Source organism: Flavobacterium subsaxonicum WB 4.1-42 = DSM 21790, assembly GCF_000422725.1.
Lineage (GTDB): Bacteria > Bacteroidota > Bacteroidia > Flavobacteriales > Flavobacteriaceae > Flavobacterium > Flavobacterium subsaxonicum.
In genome coordinates this window covers 642576-661675 of sequence record NZ_AUGP01000017.1, presented here as the reverse complement: position 1 = coordinate 661675, position 19100 = coordinate 642576, and the positions used below count along the sequence as shown (strand labels likewise).

Here is a 19100-nt window from a genome sequence, read left to right as displayed (position 1 = left end):
CTTGTTGTTAGTGAGAGCCAAAATTTTGTAAAGATTCTTACAGATTTAGAGCAATTGTTGGCTAAAAATAATAAAATAGCTCAAAGCTGAGATTGTGCAACAATCTCTTGAATTGCTTTTATCTGAAGATATTGACGCTTTTATCAAATCGATAAACGGAATTAATTATTGGGGCGGGTCTGGTGCTATTTGGGATGTTGTACTGATGGATGTATCTGTAAATTATACTTTTAAGATGCAGATTGTTAGGCTGATAACACTCATGCAAAAAACTAAGATTGATAATGGGAAGGTTAAAAGTATTAAGAAATTTTTACTGTCATCTTAGCGGATAACGTTAAAACCAAAAACCCCTAATTTCTCAGGGGTTTTTACATATTTGGGGCTTTCAGCTGGCTTAATGCTATAACTTTTCTATTTTGGTGTACTGCACCTTATTATCATTGCCGTTTAATTGCACAATGTACAGCCCGGTAGGTAATGGCGCTAAAGAAATGCCAGACTTTGATGCTGCTTGCTGTAACAGTTGCCTGCCATTCACATCGTAAACGGTTACATCGCCTTCAAATCCTGGGAAGTGAACTACATCTGTAGTGGGGTTAGGGTAGGCTTTAAAGCTGTCTTTAAGTGCATCAGGACTACTTAACGAGGGCTGTGTTAAATGCAGCTTATCTACAGTAAATAAAGAAGTTACATTGCCGGTAGAATACACAGCCTCATCTGGGTAGCGCCTTAGTAACGAGGGATCCAGGATTACCTTTACTGTGTCCGGAATTTCGTTGCTTGTATAGGTTACAGCTACAGTAAATTCAGTATATTCCAAGCTCTGGTCAAGCTCTAAGACCCCTGTGCCAATAGTGTCCTGTTGTGCGGTAACAGTATTATACTTAATTAGGTATATGCTAACCTGTGCCGTGTCGGGTATAGTGTCGTTGTCTTTAATAATCGTATTATCGGTGTACTTATAATGCCCTTTTAACGATGCTGGCCTGTAGTTTATGGGCACCGTTTGCGTAGCCAGGTCTTTGGTGTAATCGTACCAAATACTTAAGCGCAGGGCATAGTTGTTGCTATAGGCATCGGTAGCGGGAAGGTGATAAAGATTGGCATCAGGATTTGGTATTGCACCCGGCTGTAAGGCAGTCCACCCGGTAGGGCGGTTAACAAAAGAGTCCATTGGGTTAACCCATTGCTCAAAATCGGCGTTTATAAGTTGTGCGCTGCCCATTGCAGGCAAGGCAAGTAGTGCTAAGAGTAGTAACTTTTTCATATTGTATGTTTTATGTGTTAGAGAGTACAGCAAAGCTATACTTTGAATATTAAAAACAACTTATTAAAAACCCGCTTAGACTTATGGATTTCAGGGTATTGTGTGTTAATATAGTAACATGCCTACTTGAATTTTTAAACAAAAAGCTCCAGTAAAACTGAAGCTTTAAATGTCTTTGTATTATTAACGGAGCTTGTTTATTCTATAACTATCTTTTTTGTCTGGATGTTTTTGCCAAAAGTAATTTGTAGCAGGTAAATACCTTTTTCGAGTCCTGAAACTGAGATGCCCTCGGCAGTAACGACTTTATGGTCCCTTACCACCCTGCCCGAAACATCGAATAGCATAGCACCATCAACTACGGCTGTATTTTGTGTGTTAATGTATACAATATCCGACGCCGGATTAGGATATACAGAGATTGCGCTATTTTGATCAAAATCAGCATTGCTCAAAACACAGTTTTCAGAAAAATTAACTGTAGTGCCTAAGTCAATAATATCCCACTCAGAGTAAGGAAATTGGTTATTTTGTGCCAGCTCCTCATTATCTACCTGAACACATACCGTGTTGTAAATTACATCTGGCCCGGTAGGCTCATCAAAATAAAACCCCACATATAGCTTCATATTACTGTTGTTATTACCATTTTTAAGGTTGATCTTAGTAAGTTCCCCGATATTTGAAGCTTCAAGTATATGGATATTTGGATTGTTACTAACATCAATCTCTACAATTTCATTAATATATCCAAGATCTGAATAGTTACCACAACGTAGCTCTTCTAATAACGGGTTTTGAGATACATCAATACTTGTAAGCATGTTACCGCTACATTCTAATTTCTTTAGTTCGCTACATTGGCTAATATTGATCGAGGATAATTCTGTTTGATTTATAGTAAGTTCTTGCAGGTTGCTAAATCCTTCTAAACCGCTGAGGTTATAAATAGCAGGAGTATTTCCAAGCCAAAAATCAAGATCCAATTCTGTCACGTTTTCTAAATCGCTGGTTAAAACCTGACCGTTTACAATCCCGTCGCTATCAATATTAAGAGTTATCAATGCAGATTCAAAACCGGGATCAGGTACGGCTGTTGTTTGGGCCGCGCCTTTATAGCTTATTGCTATAAGTAATAGGGTAAATAGTGTTTTTTTCATAGTATGTTATTCTATCACAATCTTTTTTGTCTGGATGTTTTTACCAACAGTAATTTGTAGCAGGTAAATACCTTTTTGGAGGCCGGAAACTGAGATGCCCTCGGCAGTAACGACTTTATATTCCCTTACCACCCTGCCTGAAATGTCAAACAGCACAGCGCCATTAACTACGGCTGCATTTTGTGAGTTAATGTACACAATATCCGACGCCGGATTAGGATATACAGATATTGCGCTATGTTTCTCAACATCAACATTGCTCAAAACACAGTTTTCAGAAAAATTAACTGTAGTGCCTAAGTTATCTACCTCCCATTCAGAATAGGGGAATTGGTAGTTCTGAGCTAACTCCTCATTATCTACCTGAATGCACACAGTGTTATAAATTATATCTGGTCCGGTAGGCTCATCAAAGTCAAATCCCACATATAGCTTCATGTCACTGTTGTTATTACCGTTTTTAAGGTTTATTCTATCTATCGTGTTCATCGTTGAGGCATCAAGTATGCGAATATTAGGGTTATTACTAAGGTCTATATCCACAATTTCATTACTATATCCAAGATCTGAATAGTTACCACAACGTAGCTCTTCTAATAACGGGTTTTGAGATACATCAATACTTGTAAGCATGTTACCACTACATTCTAATTTCTGCAGTTGGCTACATTGGCTGATATTAATTGAGGATAATTCTGTTTGATTTATCGTAAGTTCTTGGAGATTACTAAATCCTTCTAAACCGCTGAGGTTATAAATAGCAGGAGTATTTCCAAGCCAAAAATCAAGATCCAATTCTGTTACGGTTTCTAAATCGCTGGTTAAAACCTGACCATTTACAATCCCATCGCTATCAATATTGAGATTTATTAATGCAGATTCAAAACCGGGATCAGGTATGGCTGTTGTTTGGGCCGCGCCTTTATAGCTTATTGCTATAAGTAATAGGGTAAATAGTGTTTTTTTCATGGATTTAAAATTTCATGAAATTAGATACGCAAATCTATTCAGGCAAAATATAAATGGTAAACGTAATTTTAAATTCATAATAGTAAGGTTTTAAGTTGATTGCGACTAAGCTACAAAATAAACTTGCTATTCTTACAAAGTGCTTAATTAAATACATGTTCGTTTAAATTGGGCACAAAAAAACTGCCCGCAGAAAATACATCCTGCGGGCAGCCAATAATCAACTTAATTTTTATTGTTAAGGCACAATAAACAGGCTTGCAATGGTAACAGCCTGATCGCCTGTAATAGGTTCGTCGAAAGACTCCGAACCTGCGCCTGCAGGTATAGATGGAGTTGCCGATACAGCCGATGTATTAAAGCCAGCTTGGGTAAAGTTCTCTTCGCCATCATAAACCGGTTGTGCAGCAGCCGGAAGCCCACCGCGGTCGCTGCCCACAATCCAGCCTTTCTGGCCTCTCATACGGCGTATTTGCGATGCGTGGCGTGCTTCTACCGAGTGTATTTGCAGAGCGGTAGTTAGTAATGCTTTGTCTGATATTAGGTTGCCTGCCTGGCCTTTGTAGGCGCGAACGCCGGTATCTTCAAACGCCTGGGCTAATGCAAAAAAGGTATCAAGGTCGCCAAATGGGTCAAATGGCCCGCCACCGTTTACGCTTTTAGCGCCTGTAAAGTCAAAAGTTGGTTTAGCCGGTGCATTAGCACCAAGTGCGCCTGCTAAAAGGGTAACGTGGTCAGATTCGTGCTGGCTTATCTGTGCAATAACATCTCTGTCGGTACCTGTTAATAAACCATTGGCATCCAGTGCCATTTGGTAAAATTCGTCTTCAAGGTACTCTAATGTAAGCGCAAGCTGCAATGCAGAAAGTGGGGTATCTGCAGCAGTATTTAAAAATGTAGTGGTAGCAGCGTTTGCTTTTTGTGTAAACAGCATAGAAAACGGTATTGCTGCCATGGCGGCTGTTGCGCCTACTTTACCAAACTGGTTAAAGCTGTCTCTTCTTGATCCTTTACTTTGCAGGCTTTGTATAACGCCCTCGTTAGTAAACGATTCTATAAATTTGATGATGTTCATAATTTCGTGTTTTAATTGTTAGTAGGTTACTCCAGGTAAGTGGCTGTAAACGGCGTTTGAATAAAATCTAATGCACTTACAGCAGTAATAATCTGCGAAGGTTTTTTAGCTGCGTCAAGACCTGTTGTGGCATCAACTACATCATTACCTGCAAAAGCCGCTGTATTAGGGTTTAAAAGGTCTCTAATGGCAGAGGCATGCCTTGCTTCTACAGATACAATTTTACCTGCTAACAATAAATAATCTGCACTTGTAATATACTGTCCGGCACCGTTATAAGCGGCAACCCCGGTATCTTCAAGAGCTTTGGCAGTGTTAAGTACACTTGCCCTGTTGCTAAAGTTTACGCTATCGTATTTAAACTCCAGGCTTGGCAGTACAGTACCCGCTGTGTTTGCTAAAGCACCTGTAAGGGCGGCTTTAAAAAACTCACGGTGTATAACCTCGTGCCTGTAAAGGTCTACCAATATAGCCTGTTCGTCGGTATTAAAAGTGCCACCAAAGTTGTTGGCATTTACTACCCTTGTGTAAAAATCGGCCTCAAGCTGCTCTAATGCATAAGCATAGGTAAGTATACCTGCATCTCCTGCGCCAAGGTCAAAAACGCCATCTACAACGCCCGGCAACATGTTTGGGGTAGATGGGGTATTGTTGTCGTCATCATTGCTACAACCCGCAAGAAGTAGTCCTGTACCTGCGAGCGTAAGGCCGCTGATTTTAAGAAAGCTGCGTCTGCTGGCTGTGCCAACTTGTTTGACGTCTACTTTAGTCTGTTTCATAATGTAACATTTAAGGTTAAATAATTATAGGTGGTGTGGTTGCATTCTTATTGTTAGATTTTCAAAGTTAATTTTACATACGACAGATAATTGTTAACGGTTTTTAAGAAATCGACTTATTTTTGCAGGTTTAACAAACTTTTAATAAAATATTAAAACTTATAATAAAGCTATTACGTTTGATGATTAACGAGTTACCATAATGTAAAATAATTGGCCTTAACATTTGTTTATCCACAAACTTTATTGAATAATTAACTTTTTAAAATTCAGTGTAATACGGGTTTTATCTAAATTCGTACTAATTAACTCACACGTTTGCGTTTAGTGTATTATATGGAATGATGCTTAATAGTTAAAAAAATCGCATTTCATCAAAAACTACTATAAGAATTTCGTAAAATTTTCGTTTCTTTACCATACAAAACATAATTAGGATATGAGACCAAAAGCTACCTTAAAACAAATCGCTAAAGAGCTTAATGTTTCCGTTTCAACGGTATCCAAAGCATTAAGCAACAGTCCTGAAATTAGTGAACCCACTAAGATAAAAGTGCAGGAATTTGCCAAGCTTAAAAACTATAAGCCCAACAATATTGCGGTAAACCTTAAAAGCAAACGGTCTAAAACTATTGGGGTTATAATACCTAATATTCTTAATCCGTTTTTTGCCAAAGTATTTAGCGGTATAGAAAAAACAGCTAACGAGCGTGGCTACAATGTAATTACGTGTATAACCAACGAGTCGCTTAAAAAAGAGATCCATACTATGGATATGCTTAGCAACGGCACTATAGATGGTTTTATACTTTCCATATCTCAGGAAACGCAAAAAGAACACGAAATAAAGCACTTTAAAGAGGCTATTGCCGATGATATACCTATTGTAATGTTCGACAGGATATCTACAGATGTTAACTGCGATAAAGTTATTGTAGATGATTTTGACAGCGCCGTGCATGCCGTTACCCACCTTGTTAAAACAGGCTGCAAACGCATAGCACTGGTTTCTAACATAGATAACCTTAGCGTGGGCGAATTGCGTGCAGAAGGATATCTTAAGGCGTTGGAAGACAATAATATTAAGATAGACGAATCGCTTATTTTACGTGTAAACAGCGATGAGGAATTTGACGAAAAATTCCCTGGGTTTTTTGATGTAAAAGGTAAAAAGATAGACGGTGTTTTTGCCTTAGAAGAGCATGCCTCTGTAACGGCTATGAAAGCAGTTTTAAAAGGCGGCTTTAAAATACCCGAAGACATACAGCTTATTGGCTTTGCCGATGGTGTTTGGTCGCGCAGGCTTACGCCGAGCCTTAGTACCGTTAGCCAGCACGGACCCGAAATTGGAGAGGCTGCTGCCGAATTGCTTATAGACAGGCTGGAAGACAAAAGCGAGGATGGCCCGGAATACCAGACCCGTATTATTAAAACCGAATTGCGCCAGCGCGAATCTACCAGGAAACTGTAGGTTAAATAGATATACAATAAGAAAGCCGTTTACATTAGTAAACGGCTTTTGTTTTTTATGGGGAGTAGATTGTGGGTAATCAGCTTTTATCCTGCACTACCGTTGGCCTTACAATGGTACGCATAGACTGGTCTTTAGTAAACAGGGTAACCATCCAGTTAAAAAATGTCTGCATTTTATTACGGAAGTTTATAAGCGAGAACAGGTGTACAAACAGCCACATCATCCAGGCTATAAAGCCTTTAAATTTAAGCTTGGGGCTTGGTATTTCGGCAACAGCCTTACTACGGCCAATTATTGCCATGCTGCCTTTATCAAAATACTTAAACGGTTCTAACGGCTTGCCTGTCACCATAGCCTTAAAGTTATCGGCAAGGTTTTTACCCTGCTGTATGGCTACCTGAGCCAGTTGCGGGTGGCCTTCGGCAAAGTTTTTATCGGTGGTTTGTATGCAGGTATCGCCAATGGCATACACATTTGTGGTGCTGTCTACCTTATTAAAGGCATCAACTTTTAGCCTCTTTCCACGGCCATAGATATCTTCCGGCAGGCCATCAAAAACACGCCCGGCAACACCGGCGGTCCAGATAAGCATCTTGGTTTCAATTTCCGACCCATCGGCAAAAATCACTTTATTGTCTACATAATCTTTAACCTGTTTGTTAAGCAGCACCTTAACATCAAGGTCTACAAGCGTTTTATGGGTGTACTCCTGCGATTGTTTGCTCATGGGTGCCAGTACGGTAGGCAGGGCATCAACCAGATAGATCTCGCCTTTTTGGTTGGCCAGCTCCGGATATTCTTTCCTAAAGATGTTCTTCTTCATTTCGGCAATGGTACCTGCAAGCTCTACGCCTGTAGGGCCGCCACCGGCAATTACCATAGTGGTTAACTTCTTAATCTCATCAGGATCGTTAAGGCGGGTAGCCTCTTCAATTTTTTGGAGAATGTAGTTCTTAATATTTACGGCATCGTCTATGGTTTTCATGGGCAGGCCGTGTTTGCGTATGTTCTCTATACCAAAATAGTTACTCTCGGTACCTGTGGCTAAAACAAGATAGTCATAGCTTAATTCTCCGTTAGATAAAATAGCCTTGTTGTTAACCGTATCGATACGCTGTAGCGATGCCATACGGAAACGGATATTCTTTTTACCGGCAAACAGTTTCCTGAAAGGGTAGGTTATATTGGCTACATCTAAAAAGCCGGTAGCCACCTGATAAAGCAGTGGCGGAAAGTAGTTGTAATTATTAAGGTCTACCAGTGTAACATTTACACCATTAGCATCGGCAAGTTTTTTGGCAAGGTTAACCCCGGCAAAGCCACCGCCAATTATTACGATTTGTTTCATGACAATAAATTTAAAAGCCTCCCTGATCTGCATCAAAAAGTAAGTATTTGCTATCAAATTTACGCCGCCAAATCTTAAAACACGGTTAACTTAATTAACTATGTTCTGAGTTTAACAACTATTTAGCAGTTGCTATAATACTGTTACGTTATAGTATGCGCTATTGTTTTTTGGTGAAAACCGTTTGGGTGCCGCTTTGTTTCAAGATAAAGCCTTTTGGGGTAAACTCCATAACCACACCGGCAGCATCGTGGGTAAAGGTGGTGTTGCTTATTGCAGTTACATAAAAAGTACCCTGCTCATCGGCATGAATGCGTAGTTTGCCATCTACCACTTTAACATCTATTTTAAACGGCAGTGTTGGGGTGGCATAAACGCCTTCGTAGCTTTTAAGTACGCTATCGGGCACTGCGGCCATGCTAAAGTTAGGAAAGCGGTACGGAAGCTTGTAATAGCAGCTTAGTATGCCCAGCACCATATCGTTAAAATTGTAATTCTCGCCGTTTAAAATTAAAGAAAACGCCATATTATCTTTAGCGTAGTACCCAACTACAGATGAAAACCCTTCGATATCGCCGTTGTGGCCTACAAATTTACGCTCGGCAAACGAGAAGTTAAAAAGGCCACGGCCGTAGCCTAAATCCATCTTATTCATTTCGGCTAACGATTCCGGTTTTATGATCTTACCGTTAAAAAGGGCGGTAGCAAATTTAGTAAGGTCGGTTGGGGTGCTTTGCAAACCTCCCGCAGCCCCGGCTATGGTCTCGTGCCATTCTTCGCGCAATGCCCATTGGCTATCTTTAAAAGAGTAGGAGTAGGCCTCTTTTTTCTTTGGGTTTATTTTACCGTAGTAATAAGTATTTTTAAGCCCTATTTTATTGATGATGCGCGTAGTAACGTTCTCTTTATAGGTTTTTTTAGTAATATCCTGAATAATATAGCCTAACAGCAAATAGTTTGAGTTGCTGTAGGCTGCTGTAGTACGTGGCTCAAAAGCAGGCTCATGTTTATAAATCAGGTCGGTCATGTCTTTGCGGGTGCGCAGCTTAACCGGATCGGACATAAAAACAGAGTCGCTTGTGTAATTATAGATACCGCTGTGGTGGTCCATCATATCAGCAATGGTAATTTTATCAGCATTTTTAATCTTAGGAAAAAACTCCGACAGCTTAGTATCCAGCGCTAGTTTTTTTTCTTCAATAAGCTGAAAAACAATGGCTGCCGTAAACATTTTGGTAATCGACCCAATTTTATATTTGGTTTCGGGTGTGGCAGCTACCTTGTTTTGAAGGTCGGCAAAACCGTATGCCTTCTCAAAAACAACCTTATCTTTTTCGCGTATGCTAAGCGACCCCATAAACTTATTATTTACAGATAAATAAGTCAGCAGGCTGTCTATCTTTTCAAATTTTGCCCCTTCGTGCTGCGCCATAAGCGGCAGGGTAAGGATAAAAGTAAGTAACGATAAAAATGCTTTTTTCATGTATGAAAACCAATTACGTTGAACTATATAGTAACGGATATTGTTTTGAGATATTACAGGCAGTCGATCAGATGTCGCAAATTACTGCTTGGCTTTCCCCTCCTTTGGAGGGGTGGCTGAAAGCCGGGGTGGTTTTTTTGTGATATTATAACCACCCCACCCTACGGGCACCCCTCCAAAGGAGGGGAATGCCACGATGCTACAAACTCAATATCAATAGAGATTCTTCGACTCCGCTGCGCCTGCCTGCCGGCAGGCGGGCTGTGCTCAGAATGACAGACTGTGCGTAAAACAAGCAACTAAAATTAATGCGCCTCCAGCCAATTCAAACCTTCGCCCAGATCCACCTCTAACGGAACCTCTAAGGTAAAGGCATTTTCCATTTCTTCTTTAATCATGGGTTTGATGCGCTCCAACTCAGAGTTATGCACATCAAACACAAGCTCATCGTGTACCTGCAGCAGCATTTTGCTTTTCCAGTTTTCGTTAATAAGCCTTTTATAAATATTTATCATGGCAATTTTAATAATATCTGCCGCACTGCCCTGTATAGGTGCGTTAACAGCATTACGTTCGGCACCGCCACGAACCACCTGGTTTTGCGAGTTAATGTCTTTTAAATACCTCCTGCGGCCTGATATGGTTTGCACATACCCCTGCTCGCGGGCTATTTCTACCTGCTCGCCAATATATTGCTTAAGCCTTGGGTAGGTTTTGTAATAGGCATCTATAAGGTCTTTAGATTCGCCACGGCTAAGCGATGTCTGGTTGCTTAACCCAAATGCCGAAACCCCGTACACAATACCAAAATTTACCGTTTTGGCATGGCTACGCTGCTCTCTTGTAACCTCTTCTAACGGCACATTAAATACTTTAGATGCTGTCGAGGCGTGAATATCCTCGCCGTTTTTAAACGAACGGATCATCTCCGGGTCACCGCTAAGCGCAGCAATAATGCGCAGTTCTATTTGCGAGTAATCCGCAGATACTATGGTGTAATTTTCGTCGCGCGCTACAAATGCCTTACGAATTTGCCTTCCCCTTGCAGTACGTATAGGTATGTTTTGCAGGTTGGGGTTGTTAGAACTAAGGCGGCCGGTTGCGGCTACGGTTTGCATATAATCAGTATGTACACGGCCTGTTTTGGGCTTAACCTGTAACGGCAATGCATCTACATAGGTGTTTTGCAGTTTTATTAACTGCCTCCACTCTAATATATCCTGCACTATAGGGTTTTCTAAAGCCAGGTACGATAGTACCTCTTCGCCGGTGGCATATTGGCCCGTTTTGGTTTTCTTTTGCTTGTTGCCGCCAATTTTTAGCTTGTCAAATAAAATCTCGCCCAACTGCTTGGGCGACCCAAGGTTAAAGCTTCCGCCTGCGGCTTCGTATATGCGCAGCTCCAACGCTTTAATATCGGTACCCAGTTCGCCCGAAAGCTCTTTAAGGTAGCCGGTGTCAAGGTTAATGCCTTCCTGCTCCATATAGGCCAGTACAGGCATTAGCGGAATTTCTATCTCGTCGAACAACTTGCGTGTTCCGGTGCGTTCTAATTCAGGTGCAAATACCTCTTTAAGCTGAAGCGTAACATCGGCATCTTCTACCGCATACTCCTTAACCAATTCCAGTTCTACATCGCGCATGGTTTTCTGTCCCTTGCCCTTCTTGCCAATCAGAGCCTCAATAGGCATAGGCGAATAACGCAGGTAGGTTTCGGCCAGTATATCCATACCGTGGCGCATGTCGGGGTTAATAAGGTAGTGGGCAATCATGGTGTCAAAAAATTTACCCTTAACGGTAATGCCGTAATTGCCTAATATCTCCAGGTCGTATTTAAGATTCTGACCTATCTTTTCTATAGCCTCATCTTCAAAAAACGGAATAAATTTATTTACCAGTTCCTGCGCTTCCTCACGGTCGGCCGGTACGGGTACGTAAAAGCCTTTGCCTTTTTCCCAGGAGAAAGAAAGGCCTACCAAGTCGGCTGTAAGGGCACAAATATCGGTAGTCTCGGTATCAAAGCTAACACTGGTTTGCTTCAGCAGGTCGCGCAATAAGAGGCTAACCGCCATATTGCCCTGTACGGTTTGGTAATGATGATCGGTATTTTCCAGCGTTTTATAAAAGCCCGGAGTGTCAGATGCTGTTTCGGCATCGGCAGCGCCATCATTAAACAAGTCAAATTGCTGGGTAGGCTTAAGGATGGTCTGGGTAGGCGAGTAGCCCTGCGTGGCAATGGTATCAAACTCCTCGCCATGCGAGAACAGTTTATGAAATTGCTCTGCCATACGGCGAAACTCCAGTTCATTAAACAGCTCCTCTACCTTTGGGGTGTCGGGCTTGGTTAACTCGTAATCATCTTCGTTAAAAGTAACATTACAGTCGGTTATAATGGTAGCCAGCTTTTTAGACATAATGCCTTTTTCTTTATTGGCTTCAATATTTTCGCGCAGCTTGCCTTTAAGCTCATGGGTATGGGCCAAAAGGTTCTCCATAGTGCCATAATCTTTCAGAAATTTCTTGGCCGTTTTTTCGCCCACGCCCGGCAACCCGGGAATGTTATCTACCGCATCGCCCATCATCCCCAAATAATCAATAACCTGCTCAGGGCGCTCAATCTCAAAACGGGCCAGTACCTCGGGCACACCCCAAATCTCTATGCCGTTGCCCATACGGGCAGGGCGGTACATAAACACATTCTCGCTAACCAGCTGTGCAAAATCTTTATCGGGTGTAACCATAAAAACCTGGTAGCCCTGCTTTTCGGCCTGTTTTGCAATGGTGCCAATAAGGTCGTCTGCCTCGCACCCGGCCGATTCTATTACCGGTATGTGCATGGCTTTAAGCAATGCCTGTATGTAGGGTATGGATATTTTTATGGCTTCGGGCGTTTCATCGCGATTGGCTTTATATGCCGTGTACATTTCGGTACGCACGGTGCTGCCTTCTTTATCAAAAGCTACAGCAAGGTGGTCTGGGCGTTCGCGCTTAATAACATCTAAAAGCGAGTTCATAAAACCCATAATGGCGCTGGTGTCCATTCCTTTAGAATTTATGCGCGGATTTTTTATAAACGCATAGTAGCCACGAAAAATAAGGGCATAAGCATCGAGAAGGAAAAGTCGTTTTTGTTGAGACATGAAAAAATTATTTGCTGTAAAAATAAACAAACCGTACCACAATAAGAAGCTCCGCCATGCTTTTTATAAAAGTGCAGCGCCCTGCCGTTTTTATTAAAAACCGCAGGGCGCTGTGTATATAGAGTTACGTATTTTAAAGTTTGTGCCTTTTGTGTTTATCAAAATTAGGCATCAAAATCTAAAATATATGCTAACAATATGGTAGGGATTTGCTAAATGTTACTGCCCTATTTTTAGTTTGCAATACAAAAGTAAGTATCTTTGCTATATAAAAGTAAGTACTGTACGGGTGTATAGTGCTATCATAAACTATAGTATGAAAGATATAACACACTTAGAGCATGGCCAATGCTTAGGAATGATACGGCCTGTTACCGATGCGCTTGATGTTTTAAGCGGAAAATGGAAACTGCCTATAATAATATCGCTTACATTTGGCAGCAAACGCTTTAGCGAAATGGCACGCGAAATACCCAAAATAACCGACCGTATGCTCTCTAAAGAGCTGCGCGACCTGGAAATGAATGGCCTGGTGCAGCGCGTTGTGCACGACTCTATTCCGGTAGTGGTAGAGTATAGCATGACAGAGTATGCCCACACCTTAGATAACGTAATACAAACGCTTAGAGAGTGGGGCATTAATCACCGCAAACGGTATACCGAGGCTGACAAGGTGTAATAAATTTCTGCCAATGGTTTTGTGGCATGTTTTATGATGCCTCTATGTTTCTTAATACTACACTTAATGCGTCGTTTTTTAATATTCCTGCTTATTGCGGCCCTTTTAGCCGAAGTTTACACTTTTCAGGCCGTAAAAGCTGCCACTAAAACCAAATGGGTGCACTGGGTGTACCTGGCGGTTTCCATCTTAGTAATTATTTATATTATTTATGCCTTTACTCAGTTTGACAGGAGCAAAGGGCAGAACAAGCAGTCGCTCTTTACTATGGGGCTACTACTAATTACCGTTATACCCAAGCTTATTATTGCTTTTGTAATGCTTGGCGAAGATATTATACGGGTGTTTGGCGGTTTTATACGGATGTTTATGGGCGATAGCAAACAGCCGTTTTTGCCCGAACGTCGCCGCTTTGTTAGCCTTACTGCACTTGGGTTGGCATCTATACCCTTTTTGTCGTTGCTGTATGGTATGACGAAGGGCAAGTACAACTTTAAGGTTATTAGGCAAACGGTTATGTTTCCTGACCTGCCCGATAATTTCGACGGGCTTACCATTACCCAGATATCCGACATACATAGCGGCAGCTTTGATAATAAGGAGCGCATAGAATATGCAATTGACCTTATTAACCAGCAAAAAAGCGATATCATTCTGTTTACAGGCGATATTGTAAATACCCACGCTACCGAAATGCACCCGTGGATAGAAACGTTTAAACGCATTGAGACGCCGGCGTTAGGTAAATATTCGGTATTAGGTAACCATGATTATGGCGAATACATAGAATGGCCGACCCAAAAAGAAAAAAACGACAACTTTGCTGCCATTAAAGACCTGCACCGTCAGATAGATTTTAAACTGATGCTTAACGAGCACATTAAAATTAAAAAAGGCGACCAGGAAATTGCACTCGTTGGTTTAGAGAATTGGGGCCATAATTTTAAACAGGCGGGCGATTTAGCAAAAGCATCAGTTGGCTTAACGCCGAAGGATTTTAAGATACTTATGAGCCACGACCCATCACACTGGGAGTATGAGGTTAAAAAACACCCGGGCAATTACCAGCTAACCCTTAGCGGGCATACCCACGGCCTTCAGTTTGGTATAGAGATACCAGGCTTAATTAAGTGGAGCCCTGTGCAATACGTTTACAAACAATGGGCCGGCTTGTACGAAAATCTGGGGCGTTATGTGTACGTAAACCGCGGTTTTGGGTTTCATGCGTATCCGGGCAGGGTGGGTATATGGCCAGAAATTACAGTTCTCGAACTAAAAAAAGGTTAAATACTATGCTGATTTAGTAAAAATGCTATATTTGTGTAATAATTTACCAAAATAAAGGATTTTAAGTAAGTTAAAACTACCAACTTTATGTCAAAATTCGGAGAACTTATTAGCTCCCAGGTTCCGGTACTGATCGATTTTTATACAGAATGGAACGAGCCTTCGGTATCTATGCATCCTGTAATACGCGATGTTGCAGCTGCGCTTGGAGATAAGGCCAAAGTTATAAAAATTGATGTAGATAAAAACCAGGAACTGGCCGAAGCGCTAAGGATAAAAGGTTTGCCTACATTAATGATCTATAAAGACGGGCAAATGGTTTGGAGGCAATCTGGCGAGCTGGATGCCAATACTATTATTGGCCTTGTGCAGGAACAGATCTAAGCTACCACCCCAAAACTGTACTTATTTTCTTTTAAATATTCTATGGCTTTAGGCAGGGCGTAACGCAGGTTAGCCGATGCCTTTACACTGTCGTGAAATATTATGATGCTGCCACCGGTTACTGTACTTGTAACATTGTGCAGGCATTGCTGCGGCGTAATACTCTGGTCGAAGTCGGCGCTTAAAACATCCCACATTATAATTTTATAGCCCTGTTGCCTTACCCAGGCACTCTGTGCGCGCTTTATCTTGCCGTACGGCGGCCTAAAAAGCTTTGCCAAAGGAGTAGTCCTTTTTAGGATGGAAGCCTCGCATTGGGCAAAATTGGCAGTGTAGGCTTCGTTTTGGGTATTCCAGCCGTTAAGGTGGTTAAAGGTATGGTTGCCTATGCTGTGGCCATCGGCAATAACCTGTTCAAAAACATCGGGATGCTTTTCTATATTATCGCCTATGCAAAAAAAGGTAGCCTTAATGTTGTGCTCTTTTAACGTTGCCAGTACCCAGGGTGTAACATCGGGGTGGGGGCCATCATCAAAAGTAAGGTATACGGTTTTTTGTGCAGAAGGTATATCCCACACAAAGTTAGAAAAGAGCTTTTTTATAAGCCGCCCCGTTTTTACCCAATACCATTTCATACGTTACCAATTGTATTAAATAAAAGATGCAGCGTAGTGCTGCATCTCAAAGTTAAGAATATATAGGTGTATTGCCTACTGATTTTCGCGTTTATAGTTGCCCATTTTATGGTTATAGGCATTAAACTCTTTACGTGCTTTGTTGTAAGCATCGGTATCGCCGTTCTCTTCCATAATAAGCAACAGGCTCCTGTAACGCTCAATATTGGTGGCAATATCTATTTTAAGAGACGATTTATCAGACTGCGACATACCACTAAAGAAAGTTAGCTCTTCCTGGTATTTTTTAATCAGCTTGCCCAGTAACTGCCTTGCTTTTTCTTTTTCGCCAAGCTCGTAATATCCGGCAGCAAAAGGCTCCAGCAGGGTGTAGTATTCAAAGTACTCAACCGGCATTTTAGCCATGGCAAGGTCTATTACTTTTTTAGCCTTATCGCGTTTACCCTCGTTTATAAGTGCCTCCATAAGGCGGGCAAGGTTGGTGCGGTAAGTAATGCTGTTTTTACGGGTTTCAGGATCGTGATAGATGTTAGGGCTTTCGCTGTTGCCCCAATCCCATGCCATGATAATGTTGTACATTTTCTCTGTGTCGATATGGCCCATATCCAGCGGGCTGCCGTCTTTAGGTATCGCCGTTTTAACCGGAACCAGTTTGTATACCATACCATCCAGCTGAAGGTAATCTTTCATCCACAGGTAATCATCATCGCCAAAGCTGCCACCGGTAAAGTAAATAGGCCTTTTCCAGTTGTTGTTATAAAACAGGTCGAGCATCATAAGGCGGTTTTTGTAGAGCGCGTCGCCTTTAATATCAATATCGATATACGGAACGATAGAATCGTACAATGCCGGAGACACCACTTTGTTTTTAATGATCTCTGCCTTATTAATTGGCACCCTTACCTTGTTGGTAGGGTAAAAGTTTACAAAATGGCCGTTGTTAAGCTCTTTTTTAGCCCTTGGGTCTTCAGATCCTATAAATTTAAGCAGGTCGCCAAGATCCCAACGGGCCTCAGTACCCTGAACGTACAGCATATAATCGCGTGTGCCTTGTTGGTACTGCTCGTGGGTAAAGCTTATCGGCATAGGTTCAGATGTGTAAGCTTTGGCTTTCATCTGGTCAATATACCAGTCGGTCATAAACAGGCTGGTGTTAACAATACGCACATCGGTACGGTAGCCCTCAACCTCCTGTGCATACCACAGCGGGAAGGTGTCATTGTCTCCAATAGTGAATAATATAGCATTTTGCTCGCACGACGAAAGGTACGCCTTAGCCATAGCAAGTGCTGTGTAACGGCCGCTACGGTCGTGATCGTCCCAGTTTTGAGACGCCATAAGCACCGGGGCAGCAAACATGGTAACTGCAATAACCACCGGCCCTGATATTTTATGGGCAAGGTAAGTTTTAAGTCCGTCGTAAATGGCATACACCCCAAGGGCTATCCAGATGGCAAACACGTAGAACGAACCTACAAGGGCATAATCGCGCTCACGCGGTTCAAAAGGCCTTTCGTTAAGGTATATTTTAAGGGCAAGGCCTGTAAACAGGAACAATGCCAGCACAACATAAAAGCTTTTAAGGTCTTTTTTAGCATGAAAAAGCAAGCCAACAACACCCAGTATAAACGGAAGGAAGAAGTATAAATTTCGGCCTTTGTTGTTTTCCTGGTCAGACGGCAGGTTGTCCTGAGAGCCCAGCCTTATCTGGTCTATTGGTTTAATACCGCTTATCCAGTTACCGTCAAGGTTATCATAACGGCCCTGAATGTCGTTCTGGCGGCCGGTAAAATTCCACATTAGGTAACGCCAGTACATGTAGCCAAACTGAAACTCTGCCATAAACTGCATGTTCGATGCAAATGATGGTTTTTCGATAATCAGGTAGCGGCTGTTCTGGTTCAGGAATTTGTTATAGTCGTCCATATCAACCTGGCCGCTACGGGCAGCACCCCTAAACTCGTTAACCTGTTTTTCGACATTATTCCTTACTTCGGCCATAGCCATACCAACTTCTTCCTCGCTCATTTTATCAACGGGAAAACCCATACGGTAAAGGTCTTCTACATAATCGTACGTAGGGTCAAATTTAAAGTCAAGGGGCTTGGTAAAGCTCATGTAATTAGCCGCATGGTCAGGGCTCCACATTCTTGGCATAAAGCCTTTGTGGCTGTCATCGGTATTTTGCTTGGCGTTTTTGTAATTGTTTACAATTACATATTTTCCGGTTTTATAATCACGCTGATAGTTAGGTTTTTCGTCTTCGTACGGGCGCGTTTTATCCAGACCGCTATAGGTGTCAGAAAACATTGGGCCGTAAAATAACTTTTGCTCGCCGTACTGCTCCCTGTTGTAATAGGCCAGTACTTCGGCAGCATCACTCGGGCGGTTTTCGTTAATAACCACGTTGGCGTTAGCACGTATAGGCAGCATCATCCAGGTAGAAAAACCTATTAAGATGAATAATGTACAAAGCAAAATAGTGTTGTATAATGGCAGGCCTTTCTTTTTAGTGTACTGCAAACCAAAGTAAAAGAAAGCAATAATAAGCAACATTATAAATATAGTGCCCGAGTTAAATGGCATGCCCATACTGTTAACCATAAATATTTCGGTCTTGCCGAAAAGCGCCATGGTGTAGGGTAATAAGAATTTAAAGATGAAAAGCAGAACCGCTACAATTACTATGTTGGCGATTATGAAGTTTTTAACCGTAACATCTTTATAATTTTTAAAGAAGTAAATAAACCCGATAGAAGGTATGGCAAGCAATGCCATAAAGTGTACCCCGAAAGATAAACCAATAACCAACGATATGATAAGCAGCCATTTGTTGCCGCGAGGGGTGTGCATTTCTTCTTCCCAACGTAGGCCTAACCAAAGCAGCAAGGCTATAAATAGCGATGCCATGGCGTATACCTCGGCTTCTACAGCGTTGAACCAGAAACTATCTGAAAAGGTAAAGGCCAAACTGCCTACTGCAGCGCTGCCCAAAATAGCAATAAGGTTATCTTTATTAAGCTCTGAAAATTTAGCTACTAAGTTTTTTAGTATGATGGTGGTAGACCAGAACATAAACAAAATGGTAAAGGCACTGGAAAATACCGATAGCATGTTTACCATTAGCGCAACTTTATCTGGGCTTGGGGCAAACATGGCAAAAAAGGCACCCATCATCTGGAAAAGCGGGGCTCCCGGCGGGTGGCCAACTTCTAATTTTGCAGCGGTGGGTATGTATTCGCCGCAATCCCAAAAGCTAAGGGTAGGCTCTACAGTTAGTGAGTAAACAAGGAGTGCAATGGCAAAAACGGACCACCCGAGGATGGTATTCCATTTTTTGAAATTGAATGTTATCATGTATGGTGAATTGTTCCGGGATTAATTCTTAATGCAAAGAAACTATTTTTTTGCCAAAGG

General features: G+C 41.8%; 15 protein-coding genes. 5 read left to right on the top strand and 10 right to left on the bottom strand.

Annotated features, from left to right (window positions below; translation table 11 throughout):
• Window positions 1–94 precede the first annotated feature (94 nt).
• Window positions 95–328, top strand: a complete 234-nt coding sequence (locus tag G509_RS0105855) for a hypothetical protein (RefSeq protein ID WP_131450780.1) — start codon at window positions 95–97, stop codon at window positions 326–328.
• A 75-nt stretch (window positions 329–403) separates the two neighbouring features.
• Here the strand turns inward: G509_RS0105855 and G509_RS0105850 are convergent, their stop codons facing one another.
• The 5 genes from G509_RS0105850 to G509_RS0105825 all read right to left on the bottom strand — a co-directional run bounded on the left by G509_RS0105850 (window position 404) and on the right by G509_RS0105825 (window position 5253).
• Window positions 404–1270 (bottom strand): T9SS type A sorting domain-containing protein, encoded by an 867-nt coding sequence (locus G509_RS0105850; RefSeq protein WP_026990668.1) that lies wholly within the window; start codon window positions 1268–1270, stop codon window positions 404–406.
• A gap of 197 nt (window positions 1271–1467) precedes the next feature.
• On the bottom strand, window positions 1468–2430 hold the full coding sequence (locus G509_RS0105845) for a T9SS type A sorting domain-containing protein (RefSeq protein WP_026990667.1): 963 nt from the start codon (window positions 2428–2430) through the stop codon (window positions 1468–1470).
• Window positions 2431–2436: 6 nt separating this feature from the next.
• Entirely contained in the window at window positions 2437–3399 is a 963-nt protein-coding gene (locus G509_RS0105840; RefSeq protein WP_026990666.1) for a T9SS type A sorting domain-containing protein, read from the bottom strand.
• A gap of 238 nt (window positions 3400–3637) precedes the next feature.
• On the bottom strand, window positions 3638–4474 hold the full coding sequence (locus G509_RS0105830; protein ID WP_026990665.1) for a ferritin-like domain-containing protein: 837 nt from the start codon (window positions 4472–4474) through the stop codon (window positions 3638–3640).
• 26 nt (window positions 4475–4500) lie between these two features.
• Window positions 4501–5253, bottom strand: a complete 753-nt coding sequence (locus tag G509_RS0105825) for a ferritin-like domain-containing protein (RefSeq protein ID WP_026990664.1) — start codon at window positions 5251–5253, stop codon at window positions 4501–4503.
• A 439-nt stretch (window positions 5254–5692) separates the two neighbouring features.
• On the opposite strand from G509_RS0105825, the gene G509_RS0105820 reads away from it, so the two are divergent.
• Window positions 5693–6724 (top strand): LacI family DNA-binding transcriptional regulator, encoded by a 1032-nt coding sequence (locus tag G509_RS0105820; RefSeq protein WP_026990663.1) that lies wholly within the window; start codon window positions 5693–5695, stop codon window positions 6722–6724.
• A 79-nt stretch (window positions 6725–6803) separates the two neighbouring features.
• Here G509_RS0105820 and G509_RS0105815 read toward each other — a convergent pair whose 3' ends face one another.
• The 3 genes from G509_RS0105815 to polA all read right to left on the bottom strand — a co-directional run bounded on the left by G509_RS0105815 (window position 6804) and on the right by polA (window position 12698).
• Window positions 6804–8075, bottom strand: a complete 1272-nt coding sequence (locus G509_RS0105815; RefSeq protein WP_035738597.1) for an NAD(P)/FAD-dependent oxidoreductase — start codon at window positions 8073–8075, stop codon at window positions 6804–6806.
• A gap of 160 nt (window positions 8076–8235) precedes the next feature.
• A complete protein-coding gene (locus G509_RS0105810) occupies window positions 8236–9558 on the bottom strand; it encodes a serine hydrolase domain-containing protein (protein WP_026990661.1) in 1323 nt (440 codons plus the stop codon).
• A 305-nt stretch (window positions 9559–9863) separates the two neighbouring features.
• On the bottom strand, window positions 9864–12698 hold the full coding sequence (gene polA / locus G509_RS0105800) for a DNA polymerase I (protein ID WP_026990660.1): 2835 nt from the start codon (window positions 12696–12698) through the stop codon (window positions 9864–9866).
• A 316-nt stretch (window positions 12699–13014) separates the two neighbouring features.
• Between polA and G509_RS0105790 the strand changes: the two genes are divergently transcribed.
• The 3 genes from G509_RS0105790 to G509_RS0105780 all read left to right on the top strand — a co-directional run bounded on the left by G509_RS0105790 (window position 13015) and on the right by G509_RS0105780 (window position 15048).
• Complete coding sequence (locus G509_RS0105790) at window positions 13015–13377, top strand: winged helix-turn-helix transcriptional regulator (RefSeq protein ID WP_026990659.1); 363 nt, start codon at window positions 13015–13017, stop codon at window positions 13375–13377.
• A gap of 66 nt (window positions 13378–13443) precedes the next feature.
• The gene (locus G509_RS0105785) at window positions 13444–14664 is read left to right on the top strand and encodes a metallophosphoesterase (RefSeq protein WP_035738513.1); all 1221 of its coding nucleotides are present in this window, start codon (window positions 13444–13446) and stop codon (window positions 14662–14664) included.
• Between the two features lie 87 nt (window positions 14665–14751).
• Window positions 14752–15048 (top strand): thioredoxin family protein, encoded by a 297-nt coding sequence (locus G509_RS0105780; protein WP_026990657.1) that lies wholly within the window; start codon window positions 14752–14754, stop codon window positions 15046–15048.
• Here G509_RS0105780 and G509_RS0105775 read toward each other — a convergent pair.
• Entirely contained in the window at window positions 15045–15683 is a 639-nt protein-coding gene (locus G509_RS0105775; RefSeq protein WP_026990656.1) for a polysaccharide deacetylase family protein, read from the bottom strand. The genes G509_RS0105780 and G509_RS0105775 overlap by 4 nt on opposite strands.
• Before the next feature lie 75 nt (window positions 15684–15758).
• Window positions 15759–19040, bottom strand: a complete 3282-nt coding sequence (locus G509_RS0105770; RefSeq protein ID WP_026990655.1) for a DUF2723 domain-containing protein — start codon at window positions 19038–19040, stop codon at window positions 15759–15761.
• Between the last annotated feature and the right edge of the window lie 60 nt (window positions 19041–19100).

Bases quoted from the DNA above. Each gene is read 5' to 3' on its own strand.
- G509_RS0105850 (WP_026990668.1), bottom strand. From the start codon at position 1,270: ATGAAAAAGTTACTACTCTTAGCACTACTTGCCTTGCCTGCAATGGGC.
- G509_RS0105845 (WP_026990667.1), bottom strand. From the start codon at position 2,430: ATGAAAAAAACACTATTTACCCTATTACTTATAGCAATAAGCTATAAA.
- G509_RS0105840 (WP_026990666.1), bottom strand. From the start codon at position 3,399: ATGAAAAAAACACTATTTACCCTATTACTTATAGCAATAAGCTATAAA.
- G509_RS0105830 (WP_026990665.1), bottom strand. From the start codon at position 4,474: ATGAACATCATCAAATTTATAGAATCGTTTACTAACGAGGGCGTTATA.
- G509_RS0105825 (WP_026990664.1), bottom strand. From the start codon at position 5,253: ATGAAACAGACTAAAGTAGACGTCAAACAAGTTGGCACAGCCAGCAGA.
- G509_RS0105820 (WP_026990663.1), top strand. From the start codon at position 5,693: ATGAGACCAAAAGCTACCTTAAAACAAATCGCTAAAGAGCTTAATGTT.
- G509_RS0105815 (WP_035738597.1), bottom strand. From the start codon at position 8,075: ATGAAACAAATCGTAATAATTGGCGGTGGCTTTGCCGGGGTTAACCTT.
- G509_RS0105810 (WP_026990661.1), bottom strand. From the start codon at position 9,558: ATGAAAAAAGCATTTTTATCGTTACTTACTTTTATCCTTACCCTGCCG.
- polA (WP_026990660.1), bottom strand. From the start codon at position 12,698: ATGTCTCAACAAAAACGACTTTTCCTTCTCGATGCTTATGCCCTTATT.
- G509_RS0105790 (WP_026990659.1), top strand. From the start codon at position 13,015: ATGAAAGATATAACACACTTAGAGCATGGCCAATGCTTAGGAATGATA.
- G509_RS0105785 (WP_035738513.1), top strand. From the start codon at position 13,444: ATGCGTCGTTTTTTAATATTCCTGCTTATTGCGGCCCTTTTAGCCGAA.
- G509_RS0105780 (WP_026990657.1), top strand. From the start codon at position 14,752: ATGTCAAAATTCGGAGAACTTATTAGCTCCCAGGTTCCGGTACTGATC.
- G509_RS0105775 (WP_026990656.1), bottom strand. From the start codon at position 15,683: ATGAAATGGTATTGGGTAAAAACGGGGCGGCTTATAAAAAAGCTCTTT.
- G509_RS0105770 (WP_026990655.1), bottom strand. From the start codon at position 19,040: ATGATAACATTCAATTTCAAAAAATGGAATACCATCCTCGGGTGGTCC.